Annotated in this window: 14 protein-coding genes; 7 read left to right on the plus strand and 7 right to left on the minus strand. The window is 74.0% G+C overall.

The annotated features are described in order from the left end of the window. The 4 genes from ADK60_RS04725 to ADK60_RS04740 form a co-directional block, all read left to right on the plus strand. On the plus strand, positions 1 to 934 hold a 934-nt coding region (locus tag ADK60_RS04725), incomplete at its 5' end, for a carbohydrate ABC transporter permease (protein WP_053643477.1). A 105-nt stretch (positions 935 to 1039) separates the two neighbouring features. Next, the gene (locus ADK60_RS04730) at positions 1040 to 2380 is read left to right on the plus strand and encodes an ABC transporter substrate-binding protein (protein ID WP_053643479.1); all 1341 of its coding nucleotides are present in this window, start codon (positions 1040 to 1042) and stop codon (positions 2378 to 2380) included. A 146-nt stretch (positions 2381 to 2526) separates the two neighbouring features. After that, positions 2527 to 2964: a glutaredoxin domain-containing protein gene (locus ADK60_RS04735; RefSeq protein ID WP_053643522.1), complete on the plus strand. Its 438-nt coding sequence runs from the start codon at positions 2527 to 2529 to the stop codon at positions 2962 to 2964. A 337-nt stretch (positions 2965 to 3301) separates the two neighbouring features. Beyond that, complete coding sequence (locus ADK60_RS04740) at positions 3302 to 4135, plus strand: ABC transporter permease subunit (RefSeq protein WP_053643481.1); 834 nt, start codon at positions 3302 to 3304, stop codon at positions 4133 to 4135. A 50-nt stretch (positions 4136 to 4185) separates the two neighbouring features. Here ADK60_RS04740 and ADK60_RS04745 read toward each other — a convergent pair whose 3' ends face one another. The 4 genes from ADK60_RS04745 to ADK60_RS04760 form a co-directional block, all read right to left on the minus strand. After that, positions 4186 to 4464: a dsRBD fold-containing protein gene (locus ADK60_RS04745; RefSeq protein ID WP_079008053.1), complete on the minus strand. Its 279-nt coding sequence runs from the start codon at positions 4462 to 4464 to the stop codon at positions 4186 to 4188. A 244-nt stretch (positions 4465 to 4708) separates the two neighbouring features. After that, the gene (locus ADK60_RS04750; protein WP_063783040.1) at positions 4709 to 5242 is read right to left on the minus strand and encodes a flavodoxin family protein; all 534 of its coding nucleotides are present in this window, start codon (positions 5240 to 5242) and stop codon (positions 4709 to 4711) included. A gap of 125 nt (positions 5243 to 5367) precedes the next feature. Further along, positions 5368 to 6225: a universal stress protein gene (locus ADK60_RS44490; RefSeq protein ID WP_053643487.1), complete on the minus strand. Its 858-nt coding sequence runs from the start codon at positions 6223 to 6225 to the stop codon at positions 5368 to 5370. Between the two features lie 194 nt (positions 6226 to 6419). After that, positions 6420 to 6671: a DUF1918 domain-containing protein gene (locus ADK60_RS04760; protein WP_053643489.1), complete on the minus strand. Its 252-nt coding sequence runs from the start codon at positions 6669 to 6671 to the stop codon at positions 6420 to 6422. A gap of 194 nt (positions 6672 to 6865) precedes the next feature. On the opposite strand from ADK60_RS04760, the gene ADK60_RS04765 reads away from it, so the two are divergent. Next, complete coding sequence (locus tag ADK60_RS04765; RefSeq protein WP_053643491.1) at positions 6866 to 7471, plus strand: Rv1733c family protein; 606 nt, start codon at positions 6866 to 6868, stop codon at positions 7469 to 7471. Between the two features lie 54 nt (positions 7472 to 7525). Here ADK60_RS04765 and ADK60_RS04770 read toward each other — a convergent pair whose 3' ends face one another. From ADK60_RS04770 to ADK60_RS04780, 3 genes are all read right to left on the minus strand, one after another. Beyond that, the gene (locus ADK60_RS04770) at positions 7526 to 9892 is read right to left on the minus strand and encodes a glycoside hydrolase family 65 protein (protein ID WP_053643493.1); all 2367 of its coding nucleotides are present in this window, start codon (positions 9890 to 9892) and stop codon (positions 7526 to 7528) included. Positions 9893 to 9997: 105 nt separating this feature from the next. Next, positions 9998 to 11038 (minus strand): zinc-dependent alcohol dehydrogenase family protein, encoded by a 1041-nt coding sequence (locus tag ADK60_RS04775; protein ID WP_053643495.1) that lies wholly within the window; start codon positions 11036 to 11038, stop codon positions 9998 to 10000. Next, positions 11035 to 11220, minus strand: coding sequence for a hypothetical protein (locus tag ADK60_RS04780; RefSeq protein ID WP_053643497.1), 186 nt, complete (start codon positions 11218 to 11220; stop codon positions 11035 to 11037). The genes ADK60_RS04775 and ADK60_RS04780 overlap by 4 nt, the downstream gene beginning before the upstream one ends. A 240-nt stretch (positions 11221 to 11460) precedes the next feature. Between ADK60_RS04780 and ADK60_RS04785 the strand changes: the two genes are divergently transcribed. After that, positions 11461 to 12057, plus strand: a complete 597-nt coding sequence (locus tag ADK60_RS04785) for a CBS domain-containing protein (protein ID WP_053643499.1) — start codon at positions 11461 to 11463, stop codon at positions 12055 to 12057. An 81-nt stretch (positions 12058 to 12138) separates the two neighbouring features. Then, positions 12139 to 12834: a response regulator gene (locus tag ADK60_RS04790; RefSeq protein WP_053643501.1), complete on the plus strand. Its 696-nt coding sequence runs from the start codon at positions 12139 to 12141 to the stop codon at positions 12832 to 12834. Positions 12835 to 12882: the final 48 nt, after the last annotated feature.

Below are 12882 nucleotides of genomic sequence, written 5' to 3' on the forward strand. Positions count from 1 at the left end.
CGCCGCCTCCGCGTCGGCCCTCGCCACCGCCGCCCCGTCGGCCGCCCGCTCCGCCCCGAAGCGCCGCCGGCGAAGCCCCCGGACCCCGCTGAGCCCCCGCCCGAGCGTCCCGCTCACCCTGGTCACCGGACTGGTCCTGGTCTACACCCTGCTCCCGCTCGCCTGGCTGTTCATCAACGCGACCAAGGACCAGAAGGGGCTGCTGAACTCCTTCGGGCTCTGGTTCGCCGACGACGTCAACCTCTGGGACAACATCACCCGGACCCTCTCCTACGACGACGGCGCCTTCGTCCGCTGGCTGCTCAACACCCTGCTCTACGTGGTCGCCGGTGCGGGCGGCGCCACGGTCCTCGCCGTCCTCGGCGGCTACGCGCTCGCCAAGTTCGCCTTCCCGGGCCGCCGCGCGGTCTTCGCGGTCGTCATCGGAGCCGTGGCCGTGCCCGGCACCGCGCTGGCCGTGCCCACCTTCCTGATGTTCAGCAAGATGGGCCTGACCAACACCCCGTGGGCCGTCATCATCCCCTCCCTGATCTCCCCGTTCGGCCTCTACCTGATGTGGGTGTTCGCCGCCGAGGCCGTCCCCACCGAACTCCTGGAGGCCGCCCGGATCGACGGCTCGGGCGAGCTGCGCACCTTCTTCCGCATCGCCCTGCCGCTGCTCATGCCGGGGACGGTGACCGTGCTGCTGTTCTCTATGGTCGCGACCTGGAACAACTACTTCCTGCCGCTGATCATGATCAAGGATCCCGACTGGTACCCGCTCACCCTCGGGCTCAACGCCTGGAACGCCCAGGCGCAGACCGCCGGCGGCGAGCCCGTCTTCGATCTCATCATCACCGGTTCCCTGCTCACGATCGTCCCGATCGTGGCGGTGTTCCTGCTGCTCCAGCGGTACTGGCAGTCCGGCCTGGCCGCGGGCAGCGTCAAGGAGTGACCGCACCACCCGCACCGCTTCCTCTCCCACGCAGCACCTGAACCACCCGCACCACCCGCACCACCCCCTCTCCCACCCTCATCGTCAGGAGCTCCCCCCATGCGTATGTGCACTCCCGTCACCCGCAGACTGCTCGGCGCCGTCGCCGTGGTGTCCGCACTCGCCCTCGGCGCAACGGCCTGCGGCTCCGGCGGCACGGACGACGGCTCCGGCTCCGCGGGGCCGAAGGACGTCGCCGCCGCGCTGGAGAAGGGCGGCAAGGTGACGGTGTGGGCCTGGGAGCCCACGCTGAAGAAGGTCGCGGAGGACTTCGAGAAGAAGTACCCGAAGGTCGACGTCGAACTCGTCAACGCCGGTACCGGCGACAAGCAGTACACCGCCCTGCAGAACGCGATCGCGGCCGGCTCCGGTGCGCCCGACGTGGCGCAGATCGAGTACTACGCCCTCGGCCAGTTCGCGATCGGCAAGTCCGTCGAGAACCTCGCCCCGTACGGCGCCGACAAGCTCGCCGCAGGCTTCACCCCCGGCCCGTGGAACGCCGTCCACCGCGACGGGGCCGTCGACGCCCTGCCCATGGACTCCGGCCCCATGGCGCTCTTCTACAACAAGAAGGTGTTCGACCAGCACGGCATCGCCGTGCCGTCCACCTGGGACGAGTACGTGGACGCGGCCCGCGCCCTCCACAAGGCCGACCCCAAGATCTTCATCACCAACGACACCGGTGACGCCGGCTTCGCCACCAGCCTGATCTGGCAGGCCGGTGGCCGCCCCTACAAGACCAAGGGCACCGACGTCACCGTCGACTTCGGCGACCAGGGCACCAGGACGTACGCCGGCACCTGGCAGAAGCTCCTCGACGAGAAGCTGGTCGCGCCGATCAGCTCCTGGAGCGACGCCTGGTACAAGGGCCTGGCCGACGGGACCGTCGCCACCCTGGCCATCGGCGCCTGGATGCCGGCCAACCTCGCCTCCGGCGTCGCGGCCGCCTCCGGCGACTGGCGGGTCGCCCCGCTGCCGCAGTGGACCAAGAGCGGGACGGCGAGCGCGGAGAACGGCGGCAGCTCGCTGGCCGTGCCGAAGGCCGCCAAGAACAAGGAACTCGCCTACGCCTTCACCGAGTTCGCCACCACGGGCGAGGGCGCGAGCAGCCGGGTCGCCGCGGGAGCCTTCCCCGCGACCAAGGCCGACCTGGAGTCGCCGGCCTTCCTGGACACGGCATTCCCGTACTTCGGCGGGCAGCAGGCCAACCGGATCTTCGCCGACTCCGCCCGCAACGTCGGCGCCGACTGGTCCTACCTGCCCTTCCAGGTGTACGCGAACTCGGTCTTCAACGACACCGTCGGCAAGGCGTACGTCTCCTCCACCACGCTCACGGCCGGCCTGAACGCCTGGCAGGAGATCAGCGTGAAGTACGGCAAGGACCAGGGGTTCACCGTCAACAAGTAGTCGTCGAGGCGTCAGCTGCCGCCCCGGCCCCGCACTGCCGGTCGGCCCCGGCGGTGCGGGGCCGACTCCGCCAGTGCGGGGCCGACGCCGTCCGGTACGCGGGCGGGCGTCCGGTGCCTGTCGACCCGTTGGTAGCCTGCACCACCGTGATGCGCCCATGGATCCTGCCGTTGCTGTTCGTGCTCTGCGGCTCATTCGTAGCCGCCGGGCTGGTCCTCTCCGGGAGCCCCGGCACGGCGGCAGGGCTCCTGGCGGCGTTCCTGGCGCTCGCCGGTGTGAACTCGCCCTTGATCTTTCCGAGGTCGGTGGGTGCGGCGGAGGCGCAGCGCCGCAGCGCGGTCGACGGCCGCCCGGTGGTCTACTGGCGGCCGGGCTGCAAGTACTGCATCCGGCTGCGCGTCCGGCTGGGCCGCAGCGCCCACCGGCTGCACTGGGTCGACATCTGGCGCGACCCGGCGGGCGCCGCGGCGGTGCGGGCGGCCAACGACGGCAACGAGACCGTGCCGACCGTCGTTGTGTCCGGACGGCCCCGTACCAACCCTGATGTCGAATGGGTGCGGGAACAGCTCTCCCGGTCCATGTGATCCACGGTGTCGTGCAGGACGGATCTCGGCCCGGCCGTGCCGCGGTGTCCGTACGGGACGGAACGGCCTTGTGCGTTCTTCGAGAATGGGCATGGACCTGTCATCTACCGTCCGTGATGCTTCCCGGCATGGCGGTTGGCGTTCTGACCCCGACCGCCGAGCACTGATCCACGGCGGTGGGGCCGGCACCCGGGGTGGTGCCGGCCCCACCGCCGCTGCGTGCGCCCCTCCACGGTCAGTACCGGGCGGTGCAGGCGGCGAAGTCGGCCTTCCTCGACCTCTACCGGACCGGCGGGGAGACCCCGACCGACCCCGGGGCCGGACCGGAGCCGAGGTCATGAGCCGGGACGCCGTCGGCCGAGGGCTTCCACTGTTCCGGCTGGCGCTGCAGCGCCGTCGCCGGATGGTGCCGGCCCTCGTGCTCGGCATGATCGTCTTCGAGGCCCTGATCGTCGTGATCGCCGGGACTGTCGCGCCCACCGACCTGTTCGGCGGCGGGCGGACCCCGCCGGATGCCTTCAAGGCGTTCAGCGGCTCCAACGGGGACGTCTCCATCGCCAGTTACGCCGGGCTGCTGGGGGCCGGACTCACCCACCCCTTCTGGATCGCGCTCCAGTTGACCGCCATCGGCTCGTCGGGGGTGGCCGCCGTCACCGCCGACGTCGAGTCCGGCACCATCGAGCTGCTGATGACCCGCCCGGTGTCCCGCCGGCGCCTGCTGGCGGAGCGGACCGCCGCGCTCGCCGCGGTGTCCGTCCTGCTGAACGCCGCGGCCACAGCGACGGTCGCGCTCGGCGTCACGTTCTCGCCGGACCTGCGGGCCGCCGTCCCGATCGGCGGGGTGCTCGCGGCAGGGCTGCTCGGGTGCGGCTTCACGCTCTGCCTGACCGGGCCCGTGCTGGCCGTTTCCGCCGCGGGCCGACGCCGGGCGTCGGTCGTGGGGGCCACCGTGGTCCTCGGCGCGGTCGGTTTCGCGCTCAACTTCGTCGGCCTCGCCTGGGAACCGGCCGCGCCACTGCGGTACCTGAGCCCCTTCCACTACTACACGCCCGGCGACGCCCTGGCCCAGGGCACCGTGCCGTGGGTCTCGCTCGCCGTCCTCTCCGCGGTAGGACTGACCGGGCTGGCGGCCGCGTTCGTCCTGCTGGAACGCCGGGACCTGGCGGCCTGAGCGGGCGGACGGCGCGGGCCCCGTCCGGCGGCCGGGACGGCCGACGGTGCTCAGCCGCGGCCGGGAGGTTCGTTGGCGAAGGCATCGGTCCGGCCGGCGCGCAGCAGTTGCTGCCCGAGGTCGACCAGGGCCCGGGCGGCCGCGTACTCGTCGCCGATCTCCGGGACCGGGGGGTCATGGGGGTTGCGGTGGGACTCGGTGCGGCTGTGGAGCGTGTTGTCGCCGGTGTCGAGGACGGCGTGGACCTTGGTCACGTCGCCCTCCTCGAAGAGGTTGAGCTGCAAGGTCCAGCGCTTGGTGCGCATCGGCGTCGTGGCGTGTGTGCTCATCACCGTTCCGTCCTTTCGGGCACGGGGTTCTCAGTAGGGCATCAATAGGGCCTCGGACGGCCCGACGGGCTGCGCAGGTCCGGCGGGGCCCGGGGCGAGGGCGGTCGGGGCGTCCGGCGATCCTGGTCCGGCACGGTGGAACCGATGTTTCCGGTCGTCCCCGCACGGCCTGCCTCCTACGGGTGGCGCCGGGCCGCCCCGACCGCCGGCCGGGGTTCCTGCTCCGGGTCTCCGCGAAGGGGCGCTACAGGAGGGCGGCGCCCCAGGCGCGGGCGCGGTCGAGCTCGCCCGCGCGGAGCGGGCCGTCGAGGCCTTCCACGACGAAGCCCTCGGGCTCGGCGACGACGTCGTAGTGGTGGTGCTCCAGACGGTGGGCGATACCGGGCGCGGCGCCGCCGCTGCCCGCGCCGGTTCCGCGGGTGTCGAAGGCGGCCGCGTAGGTGCCGTGCTCGGTGTCGGGGAGGTGGCGGAACCAGGTGCGCAGGCCCTGGCCCTCGGCGGCCTCGTGGGCCTCCCGGGCCGCCTCCTCGTGCCCTTCGCGCTTGGCCTCCGCGGTGGCGGCCATCCGGCGGCTCACCCCGGAGGACATCCCGTGCATATGGGTGGGTCCGCCGACCACCAGCAGGTCCGCGGACCTGGTCAGCTCGGCGTCGGCCTCGGCCACCGGAAGGCAGTCGACGGCCGCGGCGGGGTCGGCCCGGTGGATACCGTCGGCGATGGCCTCGGCGATCTCCCGGGTGTTGCCGTACATGCTCTCGTACACGATCACGGTGTGCATGGCTGTCACCTCTCGTCGGTTCGCACCGGTGGTCACCACCAGCCTGGCCCGGTGGGTGGTGCCCGGGGGTGGGCCGTTCGGTCCGGGTCCGGGGCCGAAGGGCCCGCGGGCGACGGTGCGGCCGGTCATTCGTGCGGCACGACGACCACCGGGCAGCCGACGTGGTGGACGGCGGCGTGCGCGACCGGGCCGAGGTGCGTGCCGATCGGCCACCGCCGCGTGTGCCGTCCCACGACGACCAGGCCGGCCGTCGCCGAGGCGTCGACCAGGGCGGCGGCGGGCGCCGCGTGCACCAGACCGGCCGTTGCGTCGACCCCCGGGCAGCGGTCCCTCCAGTCCGCCGACAGGGCCTCCAGACGGTCCCGGTCGACGGCCGACAGATCGCGCGCCGTGCCGTCGGCCGCGGTGGCGGACAGGTACTCGCTGCCGACCGGTGGTTCCCATCCGTGGACGATCCGCAGCGGCACGGAACGCAGGGCGGCGGCCTCGAAGGCGAAGGCGAGGAGGCCGTCGCACGGGTCCCGCAGGCCGACACCCACCACGACGTCCCCGGTCTTCTCGGGGGCGGACCCGTCCTCGTCGGCGCGGACCAGGACGACGGGACACGCCGCGCGGCGCAGCACCTGGTGGCTCACCGACCCGACCAGGAAGCCGCGCGCGGTGCCCAGCCCCCGGGAGCCGAGCACCAGCAGAGTGGCCGACCGTCCGGCGGTCTCCAGCGCCTCGACCGGATCCTCGGGCACATGGGCCGAAGCGACCTCGATCCCGCCGAGTGCCGCCCGCAGCTCCGCTTCCCGGGCGGCCAACCGCCGGCGGCTCCAGCTGATCGCCTCGTCGGTGCCGAGCACGTCGGTCTTCGGCCAAGGCCAGGCCTGGAGCAGTTCCAGCGGCAGCGCACGGCGCCGCGCCTCGTGGGCCGCCCAGTCGGTGGCGGCGAGACTTTCGGGCGAGCCGTCGAATCCGACGACGACGGGTCCGTTCACGGGGCCTCCCGGGGGAAGCGGGCGGCGTTCGGTGAACGCCGGCCGGTGGCATCGGTACGGTGACGACCGGGCGGTGGGCTCGGTGGAGCAGTCCGTGCGGGACGGACCCCGGCCGCGTGCCGGTGGATCCGTCGTTGCCGTCCCGCCCCGCCGGGTGCGGTGCTCCGGGGCGACGGTGGGCACGGAGCGGTCGGTCAGTCGGCGAACGGGTGACGGCCGGCGCTGCTGGGCCGGTCGTCCTCCTCGTGCCGGAAGTGGTGGATCTGCGCGTCCGGGCCCGGCAGGTACTCCGTCACCCGGCCGGTGTCCGACCAGCGCACGTCGTACGGCGGACTCCCGTCGGGGTGGTGCAGGCCGACGACCTCGCCGTCCCGTCGCGCCGCGCCCGGCCGGGTCCCGCGGACGATGATGCGGTCGCCGACCGCCGCCCTCGTGTCGCTGTTCATCCCGTCCTCCTCGGACGCGGTCGAAAGGTGCGGTTCCTCCCCCTCTCCTCCATGGCACCACTTCCCGGCGCCACCGGGCAGGGGGCCGACCGGCCCCGGTCGCGGGCCCGCCGGACCCTGGTACCCCGGTCGCGGCCGCGCAAGGCTGGGGGCGAGGCCGACGAACGGGCGGCCCCGCCCCGAGGAGGTGCGTCATGACCGCCCAGCAGCGTCAGGCCGCGCACACGCCGTTCCGCACCCAGGTCCGCCGCGCCTCCGGCCTCGACCGCAATCCGCTGTGCCGCCCGGTCGACCGGGCCCGGAGCCGCACGGCGCTCGCCCTGCCGGTCGTCCTCGCGCTGCTGATCACCGTGGGCGCGGCCGTGGCCGTGCTGGTGTTCCGGGTGGAGACGCACGCCGAGCAGGAGACGGCGAGGCACCGGCACGCCGTCATCGCCACGACGGTCGGTCCCGCGGTGACCGACGACCTCCGGACGGGAGGTGCCCGTGCCCACGCCCCGGCCCGATGGGCCTACCCGGTCGGGCCCGGTGGCGGCACCGTTCGGGTGAGCACGGGCACCCCGGTCGGATCGGCGGTGGCGATCCAGCTGGACGACAGCGGTGTTCCGGCGGCCGGGGCCCGGACCACCGCCGCGGTCCTCTCGGATGCCGGGATCCTCGGCGTCGGGACGGCCACCGGCCTGGTCTCACTCGCCGTCGTCGGCCACACGGTGCACTGCCGCACCCTGGACCGGCGGGCCGAGCGGAGCTGGGAGCCGGACTGGGAGCGGGTGGAGCCCCTCTGGTCCCAGCGCCGGTGAACCCGACCCGGGCGGGCCGGGCCCAGGGAATCCGAGGCGGGCCGGACCCCGGAATCAGAGCGGCAGGATCCTGGTCTCGCCGGGGCCCACGACGGCCGTGGTGCCGCGGCAGTGGATCCGGACCGTGCCGTGCCCGTCCGCCCGCAGCGCCACCGTGACGGCGCGCCGGTCGACCGTGATCACCACGCCCCGGTGCTCCCGGTAGCACAGCTCCAGTTCCAGCCGGCCCAGCGCCGACGGCAGGTGCGGGTCCAGCCGCAGCCCGTCCTCCCGGACCTCCAGCCCGGTGTAGCAGCGTTGCAGCAGGTCGACCGCCCCCGCCATCGCGCCGAGGTGGATGCCCTCCGCGGTGGTGCCGTGCTGGCTGTCCCGCAGATCGGCCACCAGGGCGTCGCGGAAGTAGCGCCAGGATGCCCTGCGGTCCGCCCGGGTGAGCACCCAGGCGTGGACGACCGAGCTCAGGGTCGAGCCGTGCGCCGTGCGCCGGAGGTAGTAGCCGGTGGTGCGCCGGAACAGGTCGTGCGGCGCGGGGTGACCGAGCCGACGCAGCAGGTCGCGGACCTCGCGGGCGGAGAACAGGTACCAGAGCATCAGCGCGTCCGCCTGCTTCGAGGCCTTGTACCGGTTGACGGTGTCGCCCTCGGCCTCCAGGATCCGGTCGAGCCGGCGCAGGTCGGGGTAGCGGCGCCGGTAGGCCGCCCAGTCGAGCTCGGCGAGGTGCTCGTAGCCGTCGAACTGGCTCAGCACCCCCTCGTGGAACGGGATGTGGAGCCCTCGGCCCACCTCCTCCCAGCGGTCGAGCTCCGGGTCGTCCAGGGCGAGCAGCTCCCGCAGCTCGCCCCTGCGGTGTCCCGGCAGCGCCCGCAGTGCGTCCCGCGCCCTGGCCAGCACCCAGGACGCCAGGACGTTGGTGTAGGCGTTGTCGTCCAGCCCGGGGCGCTCGGCACCGGGGTAGGCGTCGTGGTACTCGTCGGGGCCGATGACGCCACGGATCGACCAGCGGCCCCGGTCGTGGTCGAACACGGCTGCGGAGGACCAGTAGCGGGCGATCTCCAGGATCATCTCGGCGCCGGCCGAGGAGAGGAACTCCAGATCACCCGTGGACTCGTAGTACTTCCAGACGTTGTACGCCACGGCCGAGCCGACGTGGCGCTGCAGATGGCTGTGGTCGGGCAGCCAGCGGCCCGAGAGCGGGTTGAGGTGAAGCCGCTGGGACTCCTCCCGGCCGTCGCTCGCACTCTGCCACGGGTACATCGCGCCCCGGAACCCGGCCTCCCGGGCCGCCTGCCGAGCGGCGTCCAGACGACGGTGGCGGTAGCGGAGCACCGAGCGTGCCAGCTCCGGGAAGCGCAGGTCGAGCAGCCGCAGCACGAACAGCTCGTCCCAGAAGACGTGGCCCCGGTAGGCCTCCCCGTGCAGGCCGCGGGCCGGGATCCCGACGTCCAGGCCGACCGAGTGTTCCGAGCAGGTCTGCAACAGGTGGAACAGCGCCAGGTGCAGCGGTCCCGCGCCGTCGAAGTCGGCCTCGACCCGGCAGCGGCGCCACAGCTCGGCCCAGCGCTGTTCGTGCTCGGCGAGCAGTTCCGTGAAGCTCCCCGCCCCGGCGGCGAGGCGCCGGGAGGCGGCCGCCGGCGCCCCGGCCGCCGGGTCGTGGGAGGTGTGCAGCGCCACGACCTTCTCGACGGTGACCGGCCGGCCGCGCGACAGGTGGAGCATGAGGACCTCGGCCGCCCGCCCCCGGCCGCACTCCCGCTCGACGGCGAGCGCTTCCGGGCGTGCCTCGGTCCGCGCGGCGAGGGCGATCCGCAGCGGCGAGCCCGTGGCGGCGACCTCCACCCAGTACGGTACGCCCTCGTCCGCGCCCTGGGCCGTCGGGACGAGATGGTGGGCGTTGAGGCCCCGGTAGCGGGCGACGCCGGTGTTGGCGACGACTCCGTCCAGGGCCGAGCGGACCTCCAGCGGCCCGGACCAGTTCTCCGCGGTGAAGGTGCTCTCCAAGGCCACCAGGTGCGGCCGGGCCTGGCTGGCGAACCGGCGCTGCACCAGACGCGTGCGGCGTCCCCGCCCGTCCACCACGAGGGCGGTGCGGGTCAGGACGCCCCGGCGCAGGTCCAGCTCCAGGGTCTGCTCGGCCGGGGGCCCGGTGAACCAGTCGCCGCCGGGCGTCCGGAAGGTCAACGGCAGCCAGTTCGGGCCGTTCACCAGGTCCTCGTTGGTGACGGTCCGGCCCGCCACGGTCGAAGCGGCGCGGTGGTAGCAGCCGGCCAGGTAGGTGCCCGGGTAGTGCACGCCGTCGGCGACCGCCTCGGGCGCCGCGCCCCGGGTGACCAGATAGCCGTTGCCGACCGCGCACAGAGCTTCCCGCAGCCCCTCCTCGGCGGGGTCGAAGCCCTCGTAGCGGAGGATCCACGGGTCCGGCATGACAGGGCGGTCGGCGGGCCGAGGGGCTTCCACCGGATCACCTCCCTGTCCGAGCGGTCGTCTCCCAGTCTGCGCACCGGCTGCCCGGCCCGCCCGCCGGGTCGGCTACTCCGGAACCAGCACGGCGACCCCGGTGACGCGGTCCACGGCGAGGTCCGCGAGCGCCGTGTCCGCCCGGCGCAGGGGATAGCGGTTGACGTGGACGACCGGGCGGGTCCGGGCCGCCTCCGCCAGGAAGGCCGCCCCGTCGGCGCGGGTGTTGGCGGTGACGCTGCGCAGCGTGCGTTCCTGGAACAGGTGCCGCCGGTAGTTCAGCGGCGGGATGTCGGTGAGGTGGATGCCGGCGACGGACAGTGTGCCGCCGCGGTCCAGGGCCGCCAGCGCGACGGGCACCAGCTCGCCGACCGGCGCGAAGAGGACGGCGGCGGCCAGGGGTTCCGGGGAGGGATCGTAGGAGTCGCCGGCGAACTCGGCGCCCAGTTCGAGTGCCAGCCGCCGGGCTGCGGGCGCCCGGGTGAAAACGGCCACCCGGGCGCCCCGGGCGAGCGCAAGCTGGGCGGTCAGGTGCGCGGAGGCGCCGAAGCCGTAGATGCCCAGGAGACCGCTCGGGGGCAGCTCGGCCCGCTCCAGTGCCCGGTAGCCGATGATCCCGGCGCACAGCAGCGGAGCGAGCTCCTCCGCAGGCCGGCCCTCGTCGAGGCGGTAGGCGAAGGCGGCGTCGGCGGTCACGTGGTCGGCGTAGCCGCCAGGTCGGTCCCAGCCGGTGTAGCGCGAGTCGGGACAGAGGTTCTCACGACCGCTCCGGCAGTGGACGCAGGTGCCGCAGGCAGCCGCGAGCCAGGCCACGCCGGCCCGGTCCCCGACGGCGAACCCGTCGACGCCGGTGCCGACCGCCCGCACACGCCCCACCGCCTCGTGCCCGGGCGTGCACCGTGCCGTTCTGGGGGGCAGGTCCCCCTCCGCGAGGTGCAGGTCCGTGCGGCACACCCCACAGGCCTCGACCTCCACCAGGATCTCGTGCGGCCCCGGCTCCTCCAGCGGTCGCCGCTCCCACACCAGCGGCCCCGGCCGGGTGCTGTCCAGCGGGCCCGGCTGGTCGACCACCCAGGCGCCGGTGTCCGCCGGCAGCGATCCGGTCGTGTTCATCGCGGGCTCCCCTCCGGGTCGGCCCGATCCACGCTTCGCAGGAGGAACGCGACCCACAGCAGTGCCAGGACGACGGCGTGGGGGATCACCAGGATCCACTTCACCGGCCGCAGCCGGCGCGACAGGGCGGAGTCCGGTCTGCCCGTCAGGCGGACCGGGTCGTAGGCGGTCGGAGCGGTCACGGCGGTGCCTCCGGTGCTCGTGGTCCGACGGGTCGAGGGTCCATCCGTCCAGTGGACCGCCGGCGGGTGCCTGCTCGGCAGGGCCGTTCGGTCCACTCCGGATCCCCATCGGTGTGCGGACGGGGCCCCGGTCCGCCGGCGGGGACCGTTCGGCCCTGTTCGGTGGCGGCGGGGCGGTCGGACAGTGGGAGCGGGACCCGCAGCGGGCCCCGCCGAGGTCTCCCAGGAGGAGTGAGGACGATGCCGTACCGCAGCGTCGGCGACGTGATGACCCACGGCGTGGTCGCCGTCGGCCGCGACGCGGACTTCCACGAGGTGACCGAGACCCTGCGGCGATGGCAGGTGAGCGCCGTCCCGGTGCTGACCGGCGACGGCCGGGTGATCGGCGTGGTCTCCGAGGCCGACCTGCTCACCGCCCGCGACCGCGAGGGCGAAGGCGCCGGAGCGCTGACGGCCGGGCGGATGATGTCCGTCCCCGCCGTCACCGTCCATCCGCGGAGCCCGCTCAACGAGGCCGCCAGGGTGATGGCCCGCGGCCATCTCAAGCGCCTCCCGGTGGTGGACGAGGAGGACTACTTGGTCGGCGTCGTCAGCCGGGGTGACCTGCTCAAGGTCTACCTCGGTGACGACCAGGACCTCGCCGACCGGGTCCGCTTCGAACTGCTGGCCACGCTCGGTCCGACGGGCCCCGCGGACATCGGCGTCCGGGCGGAGGACGGCCGGATCACCCTGGCCGGCACCCTGCCCGACGCCGTCCCGCTCCCGGCGATGGAGCGGCTGGTCCGGTCCGTTCCGGGGGTCGTGGACGTCGAGATCCGCCTCGTCGCCCCGGCCTGACCCCCCCTGCCGCCGGTGCGCCGGGCGGCGCGGGCGCGGAGAATCGGTGTCGTGACCGGCCCGGCTACCCAGGGAGCCACGATGGACCCGACCGAACCCGCCGCGGCCGCGCGGCCCGTCCGGGTGTTCCTGCTGGACGACCACGAGGTGGTCCGACGCGGTGTGCGCGACCTGCTGGAGGCCGAGCCCGACCTGGAGGTCGTCGGTGAGGCCTCGACCTGCGCGCAGGCGCTGGCCCGGGTCCCGGCGCTGCGCCCGGACGTCGCCGTCCTCGACGTCCGGCTCCCCGACGGCGACGGGGTCACCGTGTGCCGGGAACTGCGGGACCGGATGCCCGGGCTGGTGTGCCTGATGCTGACTTCGTTCGACGACGACGACGCGCTGCTCGACGCGATCATGGCCGGCGCCGCCGGGTACGTGCTGAAGCAGGTCAAGGGCACCGACCTGATCGGCGCGGTCCGGACGGTCGCGTCCGGCGAGTCGATGCTCGACCCGGCGACCACCCGGAAGCTGATGGAGAGCCTGCGCCACCACGACGAGACCCCCACCGAGGCGGCCCTCGCCCAGCTGACCCCGAGGGAGCGCGAGATCCTCGCCCTGGTGGGGGAGGGGAAGACCAACCGGCAGATCGGGCAGGAGCTGTACCTCGCGGAGAAGACGGTGAAGAACCACGTCTCGCGGCTGCTCGCCAAGCTCGGCGTCGAACGACGACTGCAGGCCGCCGTCCTCGCCGCGCAGGCCGAACCCGAGCAGCACGCCCACCCTCGTCCGCGCTGACTCCGGCCGCAGCGGGCCGTGGCCGTTCGTACCCGGGTTGAGGGCCGA

This window comes from Streptomyces sp. XY431 (assembly GCF_001279805.1).
Classification (GTDB): Bacteria; Actinomycetota; Actinomycetes; order Streptomycetales; family Streptomycetaceae; genus Kitasatospora; species Kitasatospora purpeofusca.

Bases quoted from the DNA above. Each gene is read 5' to 3' on its own strand.
- ADK60_RS04785 (WP_053643499.1), top strand. From the start codon at position 11,461: ATGCCGTACCGCAGCGTCGGCGACGTGATGACCCACGGCGTGGTCGCC.
- ADK60_RS04745 (WP_079008053.1), bottom strand. From the start codon at position 4,464: ATGAGCACACACGCCACGACGCCGATGCGCACCAAGCGCTGGACCTTG.
- ADK60_RS04760 (WP_053643489.1), bottom strand. From the start codon at position 6,671: ATGAACAGCGACACGAGGGCGGCGGTCGGCGACCGCATCATCGTCCGC.
- ADK60_RS04775 (WP_053643495.1), bottom strand. From the start codon at position 11,038: ATGAACACGACCGGATCGCTGCCGGCGGACACCGGCGCCTGGGTGGTC.
- ADK60_RS04770 (WP_053643493.1), bottom strand. From the start codon at position 9,892: ATGCCGGACCCGTGGATCCTCCGCTACGAGGGCTTCGACCCCGCCGAG.
- ADK60_RS04730 (WP_053643479.1), top strand. From the start codon at position 1,040: ATGTGCACTCCCGTCACCCGCAGACTGCTCGGCGCCGTCGCCGTGGTG.
- ADK60_RS04750 (WP_063783040.1), bottom strand. From the start codon at position 5,242: ATGCACACCGTGATCGTGTACGAGAGCATGTACGGCAACACCCGGGAG.
- ADK60_RS04740 (WP_053643481.1), top strand. From the start codon at position 3,302: ATGAGCCGGGACGCCGTCGGCCGAGGGCTTCCACTGTTCCGGCTGGCG.
- ADK60_RS04765 (WP_053643491.1), top strand. From the start codon at position 6,866: ATGACCGCCCAGCAGCGTCAGGCCGCGCACACGCCGTTCCGCACCCAG.
- ADK60_RS04790 (WP_053643501.1), top strand. From the start codon at position 12,139: ATGGACCCGACCGAACCCGCCGCGGCCGCGCGGCCCGTCCGGGTGTTC.